At 69.7% G+C, this 18,493-nt stretch carries 16 protein-coding genes and 2 pseudogenes; 8 read left to right on the plus strand and 10 right to left on the minus strand.

What is annotated here, in order from left to right; genetic code table 11:
• Nucleotides 1-3 precede the first annotated feature (3 nt).
• From glgX to A9X04_RS18070, 4 genes and pseudogenes are all read right to left on the minus strand, one after another.
• Nucleotides 4-2,202, minus strand: a complete 2,199-nt coding sequence (gene glgX, locus A9X04_RS18055; RefSeq protein ID WP_067923351.1) for a glycogen debranching protein GlgX — start codon at nucleotides 2,200-2,202, stop codon at nucleotides 4-6.
• Between the two features lie 38 nt (nucleotides 2,203-2,240).
• Complete coding sequence (locus tag A9X04_RS18060; RefSeq protein WP_067923300.1) at nucleotides 2,241-4,397, minus strand: acyltransferase family protein; 2,157 nt, start codon at nucleotides 4,395-4,397, stop codon at nucleotides 2,241-2,243.
• Between the two features lie 343 nt (nucleotides 4,398-4,740).
• A pseudogene (gene ripD / locus A9X04_RS18065) lies at nucleotides 4,741-5,412 on the minus strand (NlpC/P60 family peptidoglycan-binding protein RipD); the annotation flags it as partial.
• A 329-nt stretch (nucleotides 5,413-5,741) separates the two neighbouring features.
• Nucleotides 5,742-6,194, minus strand: coding sequence for a hypothetical protein (locus tag A9X04_RS18070; protein WP_067923306.1), 453 nt, complete (start codon nucleotides 6,192-6,194; stop codon nucleotides 5,742-5,744).
• Nucleotides 6,195-6,256: 62 nt separating this feature from the next.
• On the opposite strand from A9X04_RS18070, the gene A9X04_RS18075 reads away from it, so the two are divergent.
• The 4 genes from A9X04_RS18075 (at nucleotide 6,257) to A9X04_RS18090 (ending at nucleotide 9,957) form a co-directional block, all read left to right on the plus strand.
• Nucleotides 6,257-7,561 (plus strand): adenosylmethionine--8-amino-7-oxononanoate transaminase, encoded by a 1,305-nt coding sequence (locus A9X04_RS18075; RefSeq protein ID WP_067923309.1) that lies wholly within the window; start codon nucleotides 6,257-6,259, stop codon nucleotides 7,559-7,561.
• A gap of 61 nt (nucleotides 7,562-7,622) precedes the next feature.
• Nucleotides 7,623-8,771, plus strand: coding sequence for an 8-amino-7-oxononanoate synthase (locus A9X04_RS18080; protein WP_067923312.1), 1,149 nt, complete (start codon nucleotides 7,623-7,625; stop codon nucleotides 8,769-8,771).
• On the plus strand, nucleotides 8,768-9,448 hold the full coding sequence (gene bioD, locus A9X04_RS18085; protein ID WP_067923315.1) for a dethiobiotin synthase: 681 nt from the start codon (nucleotides 8,768-8,770) through the stop codon (nucleotides 9,446-9,448). Before A9X04_RS18080 ends, bioD begins: the two co-directional genes overlap by 4 nt.
• Nucleotides 9,448-9,957, plus strand: coding sequence for a 2'-5' RNA ligase family protein (locus A9X04_RS18090; RefSeq protein ID WP_067923318.1), 510 nt, complete (start codon nucleotides 9,448-9,450; stop codon nucleotides 9,955-9,957). The genes bioD and A9X04_RS18090 overlap by 1 nt, the downstream gene beginning before the upstream one ends.
• On the opposite strand, the gene A9X04_RS18095 is transcribed toward A9X04_RS18090, so the two are convergent.
• The 4 genes and pseudogenes from A9X04_RS18095 to A9X04_RS18115 form a co-directional block, all read right to left on the minus strand.
• Entirely contained in the window at nucleotides 9,954-11,318 is a 1,365-nt protein-coding gene (locus A9X04_RS18095) for a hypothetical protein (RefSeq protein WP_067923321.1), read from the minus strand. The two genes, A9X04_RS18090 and A9X04_RS18095, sit on opposite strands and share 4 nt — an antisense overlap.
• Entirely contained in the window at nucleotides 11,315-11,680 is a 366-nt protein-coding gene (locus tag A9X04_RS18100) for a hypothetical protein (protein ID WP_067923324.1), read from the minus strand. Before A9X04_RS18100 ends, A9X04_RS18095 begins: the two co-directional genes overlap by 4 nt.
• A 3-nt stretch (nucleotides 11,681-11,683) precedes the next feature.
• Nucleotides 11,684-13,527 (minus strand): annotated as a pseudogene (locus tag A9X04_RS18110) (hypothetical protein).
• Between the two features lie 124 nt (nucleotides 13,528-13,651).
• Nucleotides 13,652-13,840: a hypothetical protein gene (locus A9X04_RS18115; protein ID WP_067923329.1), complete on the minus strand. Its 189-nt coding sequence runs from the start codon at nucleotides 13,838-13,840 to the stop codon at nucleotides 13,652-13,654.
• Between the two features lie 129 nt (nucleotides 13,841-13,969).
• Here A9X04_RS18115 and bioB point away from each other — a divergent pair, with 129 nt between their 5' ends.
• The 3 genes from bioB to A9X04_RS18130 are packed head-to-tail and all read left to right on the plus strand — an operon-like array spanning nucleotide 13,970 to nucleotide 15,899.
• The gene (gene bioB, locus A9X04_RS18120) at nucleotides 13,970-15,004 is read left to right on the plus strand and encodes a biotin synthase BioB (protein WP_067923331.1); all 1,035 of its coding nucleotides are present in this window, start codon (nucleotides 13,970-13,972) and stop codon (nucleotides 15,002-15,004) included.
• Between the two features lie 14 nt (nucleotides 15,005-15,018).
• Nucleotides 15,019-15,246 carry a hypothetical protein gene (locus A9X04_RS18125; RefSeq protein WP_067923353.1) on the plus strand — a complete coding sequence of 76 codons (228 nt, stop codon included), beginning with the start codon at nucleotides 15,019-15,021 and terminating at the stop codon, nucleotides 15,244-15,246.
• A complete protein-coding gene (locus tag A9X04_RS18130; protein WP_067923334.1) occupies nucleotides 15,243-15,899 on the plus strand; it encodes a DUF2567 domain-containing protein in 657 nt (218 codons plus the stop codon). Before A9X04_RS18125 ends, A9X04_RS18130 begins: the two co-directional genes overlap by 4 nt.
• On the opposite strand, the gene A9X04_RS18135 is transcribed toward A9X04_RS18130, so the two are convergent.
• Together A9X04_RS18135 and A9X04_RS18140 are read right to left on the minus strand one after the other, a co-directional pair.
• Nucleotides 15,894-17,234 carry a lipase family protein gene (locus A9X04_RS18135; protein WP_067923337.1) on the minus strand — a complete coding sequence of 447 codons (1,341 nt, stop codon included), beginning with the start codon at nucleotides 17,232-17,234 and terminating at the stop codon, nucleotides 15,894-15,896. The genes A9X04_RS18130 and A9X04_RS18135 overlap by 6 nt on opposite strands.
• A 182-nt stretch (nucleotides 17,235-17,416) precedes the next feature.
• On the minus strand, nucleotides 17,417-18,136 hold the full coding sequence (locus A9X04_RS18140) for an NUDIX domain-containing protein (protein WP_067923340.1): 720 nt from the start codon (nucleotides 18,134-18,136) through the stop codon (nucleotides 17,417-17,419).
• Between the two features lie 46 nt (nucleotides 18,137-18,182).
• On the opposite strand from A9X04_RS18140, the gene nadA reads away from it, so the two are divergent.
• On the plus strand, nucleotides 18,183-18,493 hold a 311-nt coding region (nadA, locus tag A9X04_RS18145), incomplete at its 3' end, for a quinolinate synthase NadA (protein WP_197509213.1).

Here is an 18,493-nt window from a genome sequence, read left to right on the forward strand (position 1 = left end):
GCGTCACATGGTCTTACGTAATACCAGAAGTGAACGTGAACCCACCACGATCTGCTCCTCGGCGTTCATCACCTGGGGGCCATCGTCTTTGACGCCCACCTGGTCGTTGGTGTCCAGTTCCACGGTCCACTCCTGCGCATATTCGTTGTTCGGCAGTACGAACTGCACCGGCTCCTCGCCGGCGTTGAAGCACAACAGGAATGAGTCGTCGACCACCCGTTCGCCGCGTGCATTGGGTGCGGTGATCGCCTCGCCGTTGAGGAACACCGCCACACACTTGTGAATGCTTGCACCCCAGTCCTCGTGCGTCATCTCGCGGCTGCTCGGATTCAGCCAGGCGATGTCGCGCACGTCGTCGCCGCTTCGGATCGGCTCACCCTCGAAGAACCGGCGGCGGCGGAACACCGGGTGGTTCTTGCGCAACTTGCTCACCTTGCGCGCGAACGCCAGCAGGTCCGAATTCTTGTCCACCAACGACCAATCCATCCAAGACAATTCGGAGTCCTGGCAGTACACGTTGTTGTTGCCGTTCTGGGTGCGGCCCAGCTCGTCGCCGTGCGCGATCATCGGCGTGCCCTGACTGAGCATCAGGGTCGCCCAGAAGTTACGCATCTGGCGGGCGCGCAGCGCCAAGATCTCCGGGTCGTCGGTCGGTCCCTCGACGCCGCAGTTCCATGAGCGGTTGTGGCTTTCGCCGTCCCGGTTGTCTTCGCCGTTGGCCAGGTTGTGCTTTTCGTTGTAGGAAACCAGGTCGTTGAGCGTGAACCCGTCGTGGGCGGTGACGAAGTTGATGCTGGCGCTCGGGCGACGGCCGGTCGCCTCATACAGGTCCGACGACCCGGTCAGCCGGGACGCGAACTCGCCCAAGGTTGCGGGCTCGCCCCGCCAGTAGTCACGCACAGTATCGCGATACTTCCCGTTCCACTCCGTCCACAAACCCGGGAAATTTCCGACCTGGTAGCCACCCTCGCCGACGTCCCACGGCTCGGCGATCAACTTGACCTGGCTGACAATCGGATCCTGCTGCACCAGATCGAAGAACGCGCTCAATCGGTCGACGTCGTGCAGCTCCCGCGCGAGCGTGGCGGCCAGATCGAAGCGGAACCCGTCGACGTGCATCTCGGTCACCCAATAGCGCAGCGAGTCCATGATCAGCTGCAGGACGTGCGGGTGGCGGGCGTTGAGGCTGTTGCCCGTGCCCGTGTAGTCCTTGTACAGGCGCAGATCCTCGTCGACGAGCCGGTAGTAGGCGGCATTGTCGATGCCGCGGAAGTTGATCGTCGGGCCGAGGTGATTGCCCTCGGCGGTGTGGTTGTATACCACGTCGAGGATGACCTCGATGCCGGCTTCGTGCAGCGCACGCACCATGGACTTGAACTCGGCGACGCTCGCGTTGCGGTTGGCCGCGTATTGATTGTGCGGCGCGAAGAACCCGAAAGTGTTGTAACCCCAGTAGTTTCGCAAGCCGAGGTCCAGCAGCCGCGAGTCGTGCATGAACTGGTGCACCGGCATCAGCTCCAGCGCGGTGACGTTCAGCGACTTGAGGTAGTCGATGACCACCGGGTGAGCCATGCCGGCAAAGGTGCCGCGAAGTTCGGCGGGGATGCCCGGGTGGGTCTGGGTCATGCCCTTCACGTGGGCCTCGTAGATCACCGTTTCGTGGTAGGGGGTGAGCGGCGAACGATCCGAGCCCCAGTCGAAGAAGGGGTTGCTCACCACGCTGGTCATGGTGTGGCCCAGCGAGTCGACCATCGGGGGAGTCCCGGGGTCGGCGTCATCGCCGTCGGGGTGGACGGCCTTCATGTCGTAGGAGAACAGCGCCTGGCCGAAGGTGAACTCGCCGTGGAACGCCTTGCCGTACGGGTCGAGCAGAAGCTTGCTCGGGTCGCAGCGGTGGCCGGCGGCCGGATCGAAGGACCCGTACACCCGGAAGCCGTAGCGCTGGCCCGGGGTGATGTTCGGCAGATAGGCATGCCAGACAAAGCCGTCGACCTCGTCGAGCGGGATGCGCGACTCCACCCCGGCGTCGTCGATCAGGCACAACTCGACCCTCTCGGCGATCTCGGAGAACACCGAGAAGTTGGTCCCCGCCCCGTCATACGAGGCGCCGAGCGGATAGGGGTTCCCCGGCCATACGGTGGCCAGTTTCGGCTGCTGATTACCAGATACGCCTGCTGCTGAAGCGTGATTGTCGGTCGGCACCACTCGACCTTAGTCGCGGTCAGCGGCGCCGGGCGCGTTCACCACCAACCGGTGTTGGCGGCGATCTGGCGGCCCAATTCACCCGCCATGGTCCGCACGTAGGTGGGGGTGAGGTGGTGCGCGCCGTGGTAGATCAGCACGTTGCCCTCGACCGGGCGGCACACGTCGGCGCGGCAGATGGCGTCGGACATGTCGAGCACCTTCAGCAGGGGGAACTGTGTGACGAAGTCGAGGGTCTGGTTGCGGTCGGACAACACGTCGGATCGCTTGATCGCGCACGACTGGGGGTTGCCGCCCTTCTTGGCCAGGCAATCCGCCGGATCGAACGGCTGGCCGTTTTTGACCAACCAGGGGGTGTCGCGCATGCCGAGGATCGGAATGTTGTTGTCGGAGAACCGCTGCCAGATTCCGATGTACGTCGCCGGCATCACGTCACCGGGCTTGATGTTCCACGGCCTGGTGGTCGTGGTGAACACGTAGTCGGGGCGATCGGCGATCACCTTGTCCATCGCCTGTTCCACCCACTCCCGGCACTGCGGGTAGGCGAGGTTGTTGCCCATGATCAACGGGACTTCCTCGGTGGACAGCGGGCAGCCCATCTTGAGATATGTCGTCACCTTGAAGTGGTGCATCCGGCCGAGCAGGCTCAGCGCGGGCAGCCAGTGCTCGGCGTGGGACCCACCCGCCAGCGCGATCGTGCGGTCCGCGGTCGCGTCGCCGTAGGTGCACACCACCACCGCGGGGTTGACGAAGTCGCTGATGCAACCGTCGCGGGTGGAGGCCGGCAGGTCGTCCTTGACCTCCAGCACGCTGGGCCGCATCGGCAACGCCGGTACCCGCACGTGCTCGGTCAGGGCGCGGGCCCCCGGATAGTCCTGCGGGTTGAGCACGCTGAGCTCCTTGCCCGCGGCCCGCAGGACGGTGACGTGCTGGCGCCACGTGAACGACGTCGCCGTCAGCGTGACGCCCAGCAGCACGATCGCCGTTCCCAGCGCCATCGTGGGCCTGGGCAGGTGGGCCAGCCAGGCGGGCGCGGGCGCCGGTGCCCTCCCGGCGGTGCGGTAGCGCAGCGGATCCTCGACGAGCCGGGTGGTCAGGTATGCCAGCAGCCCCGAGACCAGCAGCACCGCCGTGCCTTCGACGAAGTTGGCGTGCCGGTGCCCGGTGAAGGACAGCCAGAAGATCAGCAGCGGCCAGTGCCACAGATAGAGCGAATACGCTATCGCGCCCAATGCGACCAGCGGCCCGGTGGCCAGCAGCCGGTTCGGCAGCGGCAGCCGGTCCTTGGCTGCGGGATCGCCCTGCAGGCCGGCCCCCGCGAGGATCATCAGCGTGGTGGCCCCGACGGGCACCAGCGCCCACGGGCCGGGGAATTCCTGCACGCCGTCGATCAGGGCCCCGCACGACGCGATCGCGGCCAGCGCGGCGGTGGCCAACAGCGTGCGCAACCACATCGGCCAGCGGATGGACGGCACCAGCGCACCGACGAGCGCCCCCACCAACAGCTCCCAGGCGCGCGCGAAGCTGTTGTAGTAGGCGGCGGCCTGGTCGCTCTGGTGCGCGACGATCGCGTAGACGAACGACGCGACCGTCAGCGCCGTCAGCAGCACCAGGAACAGGGTGCGCAGGCGGGCGCCCAGCCGACGGCGGAAGAGGTACGCGCACCCGGCGACCAACAGCAGGAAGGCGACGTAGAACTGGCCCTGCACCGACATGGACCAGACGTGTTGCAGGGGGCTGACGGCTTCGCCCGCGCGCAGGTAGTCCGACGCGGTGCTGGCCAGCTCCCAATTCTGGTAGTAGCCGAGGCTGGCGAGGCTCTGGTCGGCGAAGGTCTCCCAGCGGGTTTCCGGCTGCACCAGAATGGTCAGCACCGCGCACCCGGCCAGCACCACGACGAGAGCCGGGACCAGGCGGCGCACAAGCCGGATCACCTCCGCCACCGGCGACAGGGTGGCGGCCGGGTTCAGCGCCGCGCGAATGATCTTGCCGCCGAAGAAGAATCCCGACAGCGCCAGGAACACGTCGACGCCGCCGGAGACCCGGCCGAACCAGACGTGGAACACGGCGACCAGCGCGATCGCGATGCCGCGCAACCCGTCGAGGTCGTAGCGATAGAACCCCGTCTTACGCGCTCCCGAAGTGACCGGTTTCGCGGTCGCGACCGGTCGGGGAGGCAGGGACAGGGTCGACATGATCGACCGCCAATTTACCGAAAACCGCCACCCGCTCCCGGTCAGGAGCAGGTGGCGGTGTTGAAAACGCCCCGGGAAGCGCGGGGAATTACCGGGTGGTGCCGGCCGCCGGGGGCAGGAACGGAGATTGCTGGGGCGGCAGCAGCTGCACCGGGGCCTGTTGCGGCGACGCTTGCTGGGTCGGCAGTTGCTGCATCGGGGTCTGCTGCAGCGGTGCCTGCTGCGCCGGTGCCTGTGGCACCGGGTGTTGCTGCATCGGGGCCGGCTGCAGCGGGGCCTGCGCGGACTGTTGCTGCAGCGGCGCCTGCTGCACCGGCGCCTGCTGGGTCGGCAGTTGCTGGACCGGCGGCTGCTGCAGCGGGGCCTGCTGGGCCGGCAGTTGCTGGGTCGGCGCCTGCTGCACCGGGGCCTGCTGTGTCGGCAGTTGCTGGACCGGTGGCTGCTGCAACGGGGTCTGCTGCGTCGGCGCTTGCTGCGCGGGCAGCTGCTGCGGCAGTTGCTGGGCCGGCGTCGACGGGACACCCAGGACCCGGACCAGGTACGGGGCCATGCCGTTGGCGCGCACCGGCGAAACCTGCACGACGTCGCCCACCTCGAGCATCTGGTTGTTGCCCAGGTACATCGCCACGCTCTGGGTGCCCTCGGGGCCGTAGAAGATCAGGTCGCCCTTGTGCGCCTGCTGCGGCAGCACCTTCTGGCCGACCTTGTACATCGCCCCGGACGAACGCGGCAGCTTGATGCCGGCGCCGGCGTAGGCGTACTGCATCAGGCCCGAGGCGTCGAATCCGACGGTGTTGATGCCCGTCCCGGTGCCGCGGGTGGGGCCGTTGATGCCACCACCGGCCCACGAGAACGGCACGCCGCGCTGCGACAGCCCGCGCGCGATCACCACGTCGGTGGCCTGCTGGTAGTCCATCGACCGGGCGCCCGGGTCGGCGGACGCGACGACGGGGGCGGCGGCCACCGGGGCCGCGACGATCGCCAGACCGATCGCGAAGGCGTAGATGCGTTTCATGTCCTTGGCCTCTCAGGGCTCGCTGGCCTCAGCGCGGTGACTTCACGCGTCCGCCGCCGTTGCATGACTTGGGCGAGAGCCTCCACATTGGGGCCGACGCCGCTGCATGACCTTTGCGGATGTGAACAGCGGGGGAAGCCCCTGTTTTCACACCAGTCACTGCAACCACTCTGACAACAACGCTTGTTAGCCGCCAGCCTCCGGCGGGATTTTTTGTCGTACCGTGACCGGAAGGTGACTGGGCGGGCGAATCCCGTATGCACAGTTGTGATTTGGGTCTCAGCGTGGCGCCCGGAGCGCCCGACGGCCGAACCGCGGCGGCGGGGCGCCTACACCCAGTAGCGTTCGCTGAACATGGTCAGCAGGGAGCCGGCGACGGAGCTGACCATGATCAGGGTGAGGGCCAGCACGGGCCAGAAGGACATGTACCAGCCCTTCAGCATGGACACCAGAGGGCCGACTACGGCGGCGGCGATCGCCGCACCGATTCCGCCCCACACCACCGGGCGGATGTAGTAGTCGATCCCGAAGGGCACCGGTCCGCAGGTCTCGTCGGCGCACACGTGCTCGAGGAAGCCGAACAGGCGGGTCGGCCACGTCGTCGCGGTGGCCAGCAGGATGAGCACGGCCAGCAACACGACGGTGCAGGTCACATCCCATGCGGCCAGCCGCAGCCGGATGACCCGTGGCGCTTCGTCGTCGTAGTCGACCAGGGGGGAATTGGGGTCCTTGGTCGGATAGGGGCCCGTGGCGGGTTTACCGGGCGGGTGCGGCGTAGCCATCGGGTCCCATGCTCCACGATGGGCGGAGTTTGTGCGACTCGGCTGCTTTACCCTCGATCACTATGCCTGCGGCGAGGGCCGGGCTGACGCCCGAGCAGATCAGCGCGATCGACGCTGCGCACGTGTGGCACCCGTACAGCACCATCGGCAGCGAAGCCGTCGCGCCGGTGGTGGCGGTCGCCGCCCGGGGCGCCTGGCTGACCCTGATCCGTGACGGCAGGCCGATCGAGGCGCTGGACGCGATGAGCTCCTGGTGGACTGCGATCCACGGGCACGGCCACCCCGAGCTGGACGCCGCGCTGACCGCGCAGCTGGGCGTGATGAACCACGTCATGTTCGGCGGGCTCACCCACGAGCCGGCCGCGCGGCTGGCGCAATTGCTGGTGGAGATCACCCCGCCGGGGCTGGACACCGTCTTCTTCAGCGACTCCGGATCGGTGTCGGTCGAGGTCGCGGTCAAGATGGCGCTGCAGTACTGGCGCGCCCGCGGCCGGCCCGGCAAGTACCGGCTGATGACCTGGCGGGGCGGCTACCACGGGGACACCTTCACGCCCATGAGCGTCTGCGACCCCGACGGCGGGATGCACTCGCTGTGGACCGACATCCTGGCCCGCCAGGTGTTCGCCCCGCAGGTGCCGCGCGACTACGACCCGGCCTACAGCGCGGCGTTCGAGCAGCAACTCGCGCGGCATGCCGGCGAACTGGCGGCGGTCATCGTCGAGCCCGTGGTGCAGGGCGCGGGCGGGATGCGTTTCCACGATCCCCGCTATCTGCGCGACCTGCGTGAGCTGTGCCGACGGCACGGCGTGCTGTTGATCTTCGACGAGATCGCGACCGGCTTCGGCCGCACCGGAGCGCTCTTCGCGGCCGACCACGCCGGGGTGAGCCCGGACATCATGTGCGTCGGCAAGGCGTTGACCGGTGGATATGTCACCCTGGCGGCCACGCTGTGCAGCACCGAGATCGCGCGCACCATCAGCGCCGGCGAGGCCGGCGCGCTGATGCACGGCCCGACCTTCATGGCCAACCCGCTGGCCTGTGCGGTCTCAGTGGCCAGCGTCGAGCTGCTGCTCGGCCAGGACTGGCGTGGGCGGGTCGCCGGCCTGTCCGCCGGGCTGGCGGCCGGCCTCGAACCCGCCCGCGCGCTGACCGGCGTGACCGACGTGCGGGTGTGCGGCGCGATCGGCGTCATCGAGTGCGCCCGCCCGGTCGACCTGGCCGTCGCCACCCCGGCGGCGCTGGACAACGGCGTCTGGCTGCGCCCCTTCCGCAACCTGATCTACGCGATGCCGCCCTACATTTGCACGCCCGACGAGATCGCCCAGATCACCTCGGCGATGGTGCAGGTCGCCCAGCTCGTCCGCTAGCAGTGTCGACCCGCAGCGCCCGGCATCGCCGCGCTCGCGGTCGCCACTAGGCTGATCCCCGATGAAGGCACCGATCGAGACGTCACCGCTGTCGTGGCTGGAGGCCGTGGAGAAGCAACGCCGCGAGGCCGGGCTGCGTCGCTCGTTGCGGCCCCGCCCGGCCGTCGCCACCGAGCTCGATCTGGCCTCCAACGACTACCTCGGACTGTCACAGCATCCCGACGTGATCGAGGGCGGCGTCGCAGCGCTGCGCATGTGGGGCGCCGGGGCAACCGGCTCGCGGCTGGTCACCGGCGACACCGAACTGCACCAGCAATTCGAGTCCGAACTGGCCGAATACGTCGGCGCATCGGCGGGCCTGCTGTTCTCGTCGGGATACGCCGCCAACCTGGGTGCCGTCGTCGGCCTGTCCGGCCGGGGCGCCCTGTTGGTGTCCGACGCCCTGTCGCACGCCTCCCTGGTCGACGCCTGCCGGCTGTCGCGGGCCCGCGTGACCGTGACCCCGCACCGCGACGTCGCCGCAGTGGAGGAGGCCCTCGCCTCGCGCGCGGAGGAACGCGCCGTCGTCATCACCGAGTCGGTGTTCAGTGCCGACGGCGCGCTGGCGCCGCTGCGGGAGCTGCACGAGGTCTGTCGTCGCCACCGCGCGCTGCTGATCGTCGACGAGGCCCACGGCCTGGGCGTGCGCGGTGACGGGCGCGGGCTGCTGCACGAGCTCGGGCTCGCGGGCGCCCCCGACGTGGTGATGACCACGACCCTGTCCAAGGCGCTGGGCAGTCAGGGCGGCGTGGTGCTCGGCCCCGCGGCGGTGCGCGCGCACCTGATCGACGCGGCGCGGACGTTCATCTTCGACACCGGCCTGGCGCCGGCGGCGGTGGGCGCCGCACGGGCCGCGCTGAGCGTGCTGCGGGCCGAACCCTGGCGGTCCGGGGCGGTGTTGCGGCACGCCCGCATCCTGGCCGGGGCCTGCGACGTCCCCGGTGTCCCGCAGTCGGCGGTGGTGTCGGTGATCCTCGGCGACCCGGAGGTGGCCCTGGCCGCCGCGACCGCCTGCCTGGACGCCGGCGTGAAGGTGGGCTGCTTCCGGCCCCCGACCGTGCCCGCCGGGACCTCCCGGCTGCGGCTGACCGCGCGCGCGTCGCTGGACGCGGCCGAACTCGACCTCGCCCGGCGGGTGCTCACCGAGGTGCTCGCCGTGACGCGCCCTTGACCGTCCTGGTCGTCACCGGCACGGGCACCGGCGTCGGCAAGACCGTCGTCACCGCGGCGCTGGCCTGCCACGCGCGCCAGGCGGGCATGGACGTGGCGGTGTGCAAGCCGGTCCAGACCGGCACCGACGCCGGGGACGACGACCTCGCCGAGGTCGTCCGGCTGTCCGGCGTGACGGAGGTCGCCGGCCTGGCCCGCTACCCGCAACCCCTGGCGCCGGCCGCCGCGGCCGAGCAGGCCGGCGCGACGCTGCCCACCGGCCGTCAGCTGCTGCGGCTGATCGCCGGCCTGGACCGCCCCGGCCGGCTGACCCTGGTCGAGGGAGCGGGCGGGTTGCTGGTCGAACTCGCCGACGCGGGCGTCACCCTGCGCGATCTGGCGGTCGAGCTGGCCGCCGCGGCGCTGGTCGCGGTCACCGCGGAACTGGGGACTCTCAACCACACCGCCCTCACTTTGGAAGCGCTTGCCGCGCAACATGTTTCGTGCGCCGGCCTGGTGATCGGCAGCTGGCCGGCAAGGCCCGGACCGGCGGAGACCTCGAATCGCTCGGCCCTGGACCGGCTGGCGCCGGTGCGGGCGGCGCTGCCCGCAGGGGCGGGAGCGATGGACGCCGCGGCGTTCGCGGACATGAGCGCGGCGGCGTTCGACCGCGACTGGGTCACCGCGCTGGTCCGCTGATGGTCCATTCCATCGAGCTGCTCTTCGACGGCGAGACCGAGGCGACGATCCGTGGGCTCTGGGAGGCGCTGTCCGGCGCCGGGATTCCGAGCCAGGCGCCCGCCGGGCGGCCGCACGTCACGCTCGCGGTGGCCGACCGCATCGCCGGGGAGGCCGACGCCGCCCTGCGGCCGATCACCCAGCGGCTGCCGCTGGGCTGCGCGGTCGGCGCGTCACTGCTGCTCGGGCGGTCCAACGCGATCCTGGCCCGGCTCATCGTGCCCACGGTCGAGTTGCTGGCGTTCCACGCGGACGTGCACCGGTTGTGCGGCGAGCACCTGGCACCCGCGCCGGCGCCCACCAGCCTGCCGGGCCAGTGGACGCCCCACGTCACGCTGGCCCGCCACGTCGGGGGACCGGCGCTGGGCCGGGCGCTACGCATCGCGGGGCGCCCGCCGCTGGTCGAGGGCAGCTTCGCCGGCCTGCGGCACTGGAACGGCGAGAAGAAGGTGGACTACCTGATCGGCTAGCCGCCGAACAGTAGATACAGGCCGGTGAAGGTGTAGCCGACCATGACCAGCATCATCGTCAGCTGGCCGGTGAGCTGGTGGCCGCTCGGCAGCAGCCGCAGCGCCTTGTCGTGCGCCGCGATCACCGCGACGATGTGGCCGGTCACCACGCAGGCCACCTTGATCACGGCCAGCACCGGCGGGTGGGTGGACAGCACGTAGGCCACCTGCTGGTGCGCCAGCCCGAGCACATTCCAGCCGCGGCCGAACGGGTCGGCCAGCGCGAACACGGCCTGCTGCCCGCGCTCGACCAGATAGGTCAGGTAGTGGGCGAAGATGTAACCCACCACGATCGGGATCAGGGAATGCGCCATCTGGCCCGGCAGCGCACGGCGTTGCTGCGAGTCCACGCCGCCCGTCGCGCGAGCGGCGAGCGAAAACGTCACCGCCACAACGGAAATGAAGACGATCAGCCCGGCGGTTCGGAGCACCGACGACGACAGCGTCGGGGTCAGGCCCATGCCGCGAGAAAGGCCGTCGGCGAAGCCGCGCCACGTCGGCGACGACGAGAAACTGTCGAACGCCGTCGACCCGAGCAGCACCGCGAGCAGCACGACCACGCCGGGCCGCACGCGCAACGACGGCAGATGATCGAGCGGGTTGCCGACGACGATTTTCCCGCTTCGCGGGTTGCGGCGAAACGGTGACAGGCGGGACACCGCCATGCTGTACACGCCGAACGGGTCGGCCCGGGCGAGCCAGCGCTGGCCGCACAGCCAGGCGCCCACCAGCATGGCCGCGGCATAGGCGCCCAGCCACGCCCGCACCGCCGGCAGCGACGCCGGGTCGGGGCTGGCGAGTTCCATCCAGACGAACGCGAACAGGCCGAGCGCGGCCGGGCGGTAGCCCCAGCGTTCGGGGTAGGACCACCGCGCACGGTGCAGGCGCTCGGACGTGGCGCGCCGCAGCAACAGGTACACGGTCCGCATCGGCGAAAGGACCCGCCAGACCGGGCCGAACAGCAGCGACAGCGCCACCAGCCCGACCCACAGCAGCACGTAGAACACCCCGAGCAGGGCGTTGGTCTCCGACCGCGGGCCCCACACCCCGGCCGCCACCGCCCACGCCCCGAAGATCAGCCCCAGCGCGGCCGCCGTCCACCGCGTCGCCCGCGCGTCGACCACGGCGGTCACCACCGCCGGCAGCGGGCGGCCCGGCTTGCCCGGGTCGAACCGCGGCCGCCGCCAGGCGAACGCCACGAGCGCGAAGGTGAACGTCAGCGCCCACGCCGCGCCGACCATCGCGTACAGGTACGGCACCGGCAGGTCGCCGGATCCGCCGAGACCGTGCGCGAGCACCACCGTCGCGCCACGGGAGCTCACGGCTGGACTTGGATGGTCGCGATCGTGCGGTTCAGATGGTGCAGTTCCACCTCGACGTTGCCGGGCACGTCGACGCTGAACTGGAACGTCTGGTTGGCCGCGACCGCCACCGGGAACTTGTGGTCGGGCGTCGAGTGCACGTGCAGCTCGTCTGCGGCGTCGCTGGTGACGTGCAGGGTGATCGGCTGTTTGACCCTGGCCTGCAGGGCGGCGTTGGTCGGGGTCACCTGGCTGTTGGCGATGGTGATGTAGACGTCCAGGCCGGCCGGCGGCGGCTGGGCCGGCCCTTTTGCGCCGCAGGCGACCAAGGCCCACACCAGTGCCGCCGCCCACGCCGCCGTGAGGGCGCTACGAATCGCCATCGATCACGCCGCCTGGGGGGTGCCGGGCACGGTGTGCTTCTCCTCCTCGGGCCGCCTGGGCAGGTTTTCGTAGTTGTTGATCCGGCCGGCGCCCCAGGTGAGGGCGCTGATCACCATCAGGGTCAGGAACAGCACGACGATCCCACCGGCGGTGAACAACCAGGCCGGCGCGCTCTGGTCGCGTTCGCGCTGCAGGATAGTGGCCTCCAGCACGAAGGGCCGGGTGCTGGACGCCAGCGCCGGGACCTCGGGCGCCGGGATCGCGTCGTCGGCCGGCTCGTAGATCGGGACGGCCGTCATCGTGCGGCCGTCCTGCACCCGCAACAGCGTCTTCCAGTCTCCCCACACCGGGACCGGCTGGGTGGACCGATAGTGCCCCGGCCCGACCTTGGCGAGCTTGTCGATCATGAGGCCACTATCCTGCAGCGCGAACGCGACCAGAGCGCGCCGGCCTGGTTGTTCACCGCCGGTGGGATCGTCGTGCTGTTCCTGACCCTGATGGTGATCAGCGCCCTCACCTGGGGCGCCGGCCGGATCAACAACTACGAAAACCTGCCCAGGCGGCCCGAGGAGGAGAAGCACACCGTGCCCGGCACGAGGATGTGCAAGCCGTTGGCCACCGCGACGCCGATCACCAACACCGCCGCGGCCACCACCGAGATGCCGACCCCGCGGCTCGGCAGGCGCCGGCCGGTGAGGACCAAGCCGAATAGCGCGCCGCATACCCCGGTCAACGCCGCGACGGGCACCGACATCGCCAGCGCCTCGCCCCACATGCTCGTCGGCCACGGGTAGTGGTACACAGCCCCGATCCATAGCGACTCCAGCCACAGCCCCACCGTGGCGACCGCGAGGCCGCAGACCGCGCCGAAGGCCACCGGACGCTTGATCAACGGGGTCAGCGCCACCAGCTCGACGACGAGGGCGGGACCCAAGTACAGCGGGAACCAGTTGATCGGGGCGCCCAGGATGGGGCCGACCAGCACCGCAACCGCGCCCCGCAGCGCGATGGCGAACACCGCCGCGATGATCGCGGCGCCGCGTCCCATCGTCATGCGGGCGGCGACGGCCGCCAGCGCGGACGCCGCGGCGATAAGCATCGGCTGAAACACCAGCCGGAACTGCGGGACCCCGAAGTCGAACTCGATCTGGTAGACGGACAGGCCGATGAACAGCCCGCCGAAGGACAGATAGCGCAAGAAGGTGATGAAGGCGCCGTGGGTTACCTCATCGGCTTCGTGGGCCTCGCCTTCACGCTCCAGCATCAGCACCGAGAAGAGCGAGAAACACGCCCCGCCGATCATCATCAAATGCGTTGGGCCCCAGAGAGTTACGTCTTGTCCGAAGATCCGGTGCCAGATGTCGTCGAGGGGGAACCCGATCATCGCGTACATCCCGCAGCCCGCCATCAGAAGGCCGCCGACGGGCGCGTACCAGTTGCGCGTGATGCGCACCGCCGCGGGGCCCGGCTTGTCGAACGGCAGCACGACCGAGACCATGCCGGCGACGAAGATTCCGAACAGGCCGATGATGATGAAGTAGTGCGCGGGGTTGGCCAAGGGGCCGGGGTCGCGCCCGTTGCCGATGTGCCAGCTGACGTCCCAGATGAACCCGAACAGGGCACAGATGATGAACGTCGTGAAGATGAGGACCGGAAGTGCCACCCAATTGGGCCGGTGGAACTTCTCGCCCAGCTTGTCGGCGACCCGGGTCAACCACTCGATCCGATGGGTGCGGTGGGCATGACCGACCCACAGCATGACCGCGGCGATCACCGCCGCCGCGACCGACAGGCCGATCACCTGATTCAGTCCCGCGCCCCGCGCCGGTGGCTCGGCGAGCAGCATCAGCCCCGTCGACGTCATCGTTGTGCCCTCCCACACTCGCGTCCGGTCCAGCCGATCGCTAACTTACTTCGGAGTAAGTTAGCGATCCAGTGTCTGTTCGCGGAATGCCCCAGCGGGCGTGTCGTCAATCACGTTTTTCGTCGGCGCCGTGGCGGGCTTCGGAGCCGTCCGGCGCTGCGTCGCCGTCGCCGGCGCGACGGTCCTTCAAGGCGACATACAAGATCACGGCCACGACCACCACCGCCGGCAGGAATGCCGGAATCGCCAGCAGGAGCATGTGGTGGGCGACGTACACGGCGTGCGGATCGGTCATGGTGGTGAGATACCCCGGCGGACGCTGTCGTCTGCGGCCGTTACCCTACTTTGAACACTTTTATTCGCGCTGCCACCACATGGCAGGGGTGGCCGCATGCTCGGCCAACGACGATGCAGGGGAGTACTGGTGACTCAAGCGGCCACTCGACCGGCGACCGGCGCCCACGGCGCAGACATCCTGGCGGTTGCCCGCGACCAGGTGCTCGAGCGCGGTGAGGGACTGAGCCGGGAGCAGGTGCTGCAGGTGCTGCAGCTGCCCGACGACCGGCTCGACGACCTGCTGGCGCTGGCCCATGAGGTGCGCATGCGCTGGTGCGGCCCCGAGGTCGAGGTCGAGGGCATCATCAGCCTGAAGACGGGCGGCTGCCCGGAGGACTGTCATTTCTGCTCGCAGTCGGGGTTGTTCGCCTCCCCGGTGCGCAGCGCCCGGCTGGACATTCCCAGCCTGGTCGAGGCCGCCAAGCAGACCGCCAAGTCGGGTGCCACCGAGTTCTGCATCGTGGCCGCCGTGCGCGGCCCCGACGAGCGGCTGATGACCCAGGTCGCGGCCGGCATCGAGGCGATCCGCAACGAGGTCGAGATCAACATCGCCTGCTCACTGGGAATGCTGACCGCCGAGCAGGTCGAGCAGCTCTCGGCGATGGGCGTGCACCGGTACAACCACAACCTGGAGACGGCCCGCTCGTTCTTCACCAACGTCGTGACCACCCACACCTGGGAAGAGCGCTGGCAGACCCTGTCGATGGTGCGCGACGCCGGGATGGAGGTGTGCTGCGGCGGCATCCTGGGCATGGGCGAGACGCTCGAGCAGCGCGCGGAGTTCGCCGCCGAACTGGCCGAGCTGGGGCCCGACGAGGTGCCGTTGAACTTCCTCAACCCGCGGCCCGGCACGCCGTTCGGCGACCTCGAGGTGCTGCCGGTGGCCGAGGCGCTGAAGTCGGTGGCCGCTTTCCGCCTGGCGTTGCCGCGCGCGATGCTGCGGTTCGCCGGGGGCCGCGAAATCACCCTGGGTGACCTGGGCGCCAAGAAGGGCATCCTGGGCGGCATCAACGCGGTGATCGTCGGCAACTACCTGACCACGCTCGGTCGTCCGGCCGAAGCCGATCTGGAACTGCTGGACGACCTGCAGATGCCCATCAAGGCGCTCAACGCCACCCTGTAAGAGACGTGGCGACTGTGGTTGGGGATCTTGGTGCTCCGGTCAGTGCCGGCGTCTACAACGTCTACACCGGGGAATTGGGGGGCACCGCAGTGCCGACAGCGGCGCAGTTGGGCCTGGAGCCGCCCCGGTTCTGCGCGGAATGCGGGCGCCGGATGGTCGTGCAGGTTCGCCCCGACGGCTGGCGGGCGCGGTGCTCGCGGCACGGTCAGGTCGACTCCGTCGACCTGGAGGCCCACCGGTGACCCAGCCCGCGGAAACCGCGCCCCCCGCGACCGCCCCGGCCACGTCCCGGACTCGCGCGATCGCCGTCGCCGCTCTGGGCTCCCTGGCGCTCGGTGTGCTGATCGGCGGGCTGTGGGCGTGGATCGCGCCGCCCATCCACGCCGTGGTGGCGCTCACCCGCGCGGGTGAACGGGTCCACGACTATCTGGGCACCGAGTCGGAGCACTTCTTCGACGCGCCGTGCCTGATGCTCGGTCTGCTGACCGTGCTCGCCGTGGTGGCCCCGGTGCTGGCGTGGCAGTGGCGTGTTCGGCGCGGACCGGGAATGGTGGTCGCACTCGCGATCGGCATGGTGACCGTCGCCGCGGCCGCGACGGCGACCGGGGCGGCGTTGGTGCGGCTCCGCTACGGCGCACTGGACTTCGACGCGGTGCCGCTGTCGAAAGCCCCGTCGGTGGCGTATGTCATCCAGGCGCCGCCGGTGTTCTTCGCGGGCCATCCGCTGCGGGTGGCGCTGACCCTGCTGTGGCCGGCCGCTATCGCCGCGCTGCTCTATGCGGTGTTTGCGGCCGCCGACGCCCGCGACGACCTGGGCGCCTATCCTCCGGGCGGCCGGTCTGGCGACGCGCTGCCGGTGGGAGCCGGGGGCGCACCGGACACGCCCCTGTCATAGCGGACGGCGGTGAATCCTCCGGCCGAAGATGACCTTGGCGGCGATCTTGGCCAGGCGCGCCATCCCGACGTAGGTCATCGGGTGGAACATCGTCGGCCAGGTGGTCCGGATCAGATGCTCGGTCAGCGGCCGGCGGTCGAACCGGTCCGTGAGCCAGCGCAGCGTCATCGGAGCCGACAGCGGGTGTAACAGCATGTGCTCGTTGAACGCGTCGCGATGGTAGGTGACCTGGGCGCCGCCTGCCGAATAGGCGTCGGCGAGCACGTCGATGTCCTTGACGTCGATGAGGTAGTCGTGGACCGCCTGCACGATCAGCACGGGCGGCGTCGGGACGGCCGCACCCAGCTTGATGTTCTCGAACACGTGGGTGACCTCGGGCGTCGAGAGGATGGCATCGAGCGGCTCGTCGAGGTAGTCACCCATGTTCTTGCCGGCCATCCGGATGACCGCCTCCACGGTGGTCATCTTCTCGAGCGATTCGAGCAGGGCGCGCCCCTCCTCGTTGCTGTGCTCTTTGATCACCCGGTCCAGCTCGGGGTAGATGTGGGCGAGCGCGGCCACCACCAGCGCGGGCAGGCCCGACAGGAAGCTGCCGTTGAGCCTGCGGAAGGTGTTGCCCAGGTCGCCGACTGGTGATCCCAGCACTGCCCCGACGACGTCGAGCTCGGGCGCGTACTCGGCGCACACTTCGGCGGCCCAGGCACTGGCCAGGCCGCCGCCGGAGTAACCCCACAACCCGATCGGCGCCGACGGGGACAACCCGAGGCGGTCCGAACCCAGCGCCGCCCGGATGCCGTCCAACACGCGATAGCCGGGCTCGTACGGCGCACCCCAGAGGCCGTGCAGGCCCTCGTGGTCGGGCACCGAGACGGCCCAGCCCTCGGCGACGGCGGCGGCGATCAGGAAGTACTCGAACTGACCGATGGCCCCCAGGGCCTTCGCCCTGCGCCGCAGCGCGTAGGACGGGAAGCAGCGCGACGACACGGCGTCGATCGCGCACTGGTAGGACAGCAGCGGGCAGGGCCGTTCCGGGGCGAGCTCGGCCGGGACGATCACCGTCGTCACGGTCGCCTCGGGCTCGCCGTTCATGTCCATCGTCCGGTAGAGCAGCTGCACCGCCTTGACCGGCTGTGGAATCAGGCCCAAAAACGCCAGCTCCACGTCGCGCGAGCGCAGCACCGTCCCGGGCTCGGCGTGTTGGAACCCCAGTGGCGGCTGGTAGAACGGGTCGTCCGAGGGCAGCAGCGGGCGTACTTTGCGCTGCAATTCCTCGTGTGGGGGCCGGGCGATCCACTCCGCCCCGCGTGTGCCTGCCAGATTGCCGAGCTCAGCCATTGAGGCTCCCTTCTAGGCCACCCGGCATTCTCGCCCATGAACGGCAGGTAACCAAAACGCAATCGCCGCATCGTGGGCGACTTCTCGCCGGGAAAGGCAGTCAGGCGCGCCACGGTTGCCGATTCACCTGTGTCCCCCGACCGGGCTTTCCGCAAACTTGCCGGGTCGGGCGCCGCGGGCCGTCAGACCTGGCCCGGCTGCCCGGGGGGCCGCAGCGCGGCGAATTCGTCGGTGACCCGCAGCCGGGAGTCGGTGAAGTGGTACAGGGCCGCCGGCCGGCCTCCGCTGCGACCGGACTGCGCGATGGTGCCGGTCTGGCTGATCACGCCGCGGCGGACCAGCACGCGCTGCAGGTTCGTCGCGTCGACCTGGTAGCCCAGCGCGGCGCCGTAGATGTCGCGCAGCGTGGACAACGCGAATTCCTTTGGCGCCAAAGCAAACCCGAGGTTGGTGTAGGACAGCTTGGCGACCAGCCGGGCGTGGGCGTGGGTGACCATCGGGCCGTGGTCGAACGCCATCTCGGGCAGGCAGCTCACCGGGTGCCACCGCGTGTCCGGCGGCAGCTCGGGGGTGGCGGGGGAGGGCACCAAGCCCAGGAAGGTCGAGGCGATCACCCGGGCGCCCGGCACCCGGTTCGGATCGGAGAACACCGCCAGCTGTTCCAGGTGCGCCAGCTCCTTGAGGTCCACCTTCTCGGCCAGCTGCCGGCGGACCGAGCTGGTCATGTCCTCGTCGTTGCGCAGCCGTCCACCCGGCAGCGACCAGGCACCGCGCTGCGGGTCCCTGGCGCGCTGCCATAACAGCACGTTAAGCTGCGGTTTCTGTATTCGCGGGCCGCCCGTTACCTGGCGAACCTGAAACACCACCGCAAGCACCTCGTGTTCAGTGCTAGTATGGGCCATGTTTTCGATTATAAGTCGAAAACCTCCTGGGCTGAAAGGAGCCGCCGTGACGGTTATGAATCGCATGGACACGCTCGCCGAAGACATGATGGCCGACGTCACCAACACGCCCACCGGTTACACCGGTGTGGAGGGCGACGCGCAGTGGGCCGCGGAGATCCGCCGCCTGGCGAAGCTGCGCGGCGCCACCGTGCTGGCGCACAACTACCAGCTGCCCGCGATTCAAGACGTCGCCGACCACGTGGGGGATTCGCTGGCCCTGTCGCGGATCGCCGCGGAGGCGCCCGAGGACACCATCGTGTTCTGCGGGGTGCACTTCATGGCCGAGACCGCCAAGATCCTCAGCCCCGACAAGAC

The organism is Mycobacterium sp. E3247, assembly GCF_001667785.1.
Classification (GTDB): Bacteria; Actinomycetota; Actinomycetes; order Mycobacteriales; family Mycobacteriaceae; genus Mycobacterium.

Excerpts from the sequence above, each read along its gene's own strand:
- A9X04_RS18075 (WP_067923309.1), top strand. The coding sequence starts at position 6,257 with ATGCCTGCGGCGAGGGCCGGGCTGACGCCCGAGCAGATCAGCGCGATC.
- A9X04_RS18080 (WP_067923312.1), top strand. The coding sequence starts at position 7,623 with ATGAAGGCACCGATCGAGACGTCACCGCTGTCGTGGCTGGAGGCCGTG.
- A9X04_RS18090 (WP_067923318.1), top strand. The coding sequence starts at position 9,448 with ATGGTCCATTCCATCGAGCTGCTCTTCGACGGCGAGACCGAGGCGACG.
- A9X04_RS18060 (WP_067923300.1), bottom strand. The coding sequence starts at position 4,397 with ATGTCGACCCTGTCCCTGCCTCCCCGACCGGTCGCGACCGCGAAACCG.
- A9X04_RS18115 (WP_067923329.1), bottom strand. The coding sequence starts at position 13,840 with ATGACCGATCCGCACGCCGTGTACGTCGCCCACCACATGCTCCTGCTG.
- A9X04_RS18140 (WP_067923340.1), bottom strand. The coding sequence starts at position 18,136 with ATGGCCCATACTAGCACTGAACACGAGGTGCTTGCGGTGGTGTTTCAG.
- A9X04_RS18135 (WP_067923337.1), bottom strand. The coding sequence starts at position 17,234 with ATGGCTGAGCTCGGCAATCTGGCAGGCACACGCGGGGCGGAGTGGATC.
- A9X04_RS18100 (WP_067923324.1), bottom strand. The coding sequence starts at position 11,680 with ATGGCGATTCGTAGCGCCCTCACGGCGGCGTGGGCGGCGGCACTGGTG.
- A9X04_RS18070 (WP_067923306.1), bottom strand. The coding sequence starts at position 6,194 with ATGGCTACGCCGCACCCGCCCGGTAAACCCGCCACGGGCCCCTATCCG.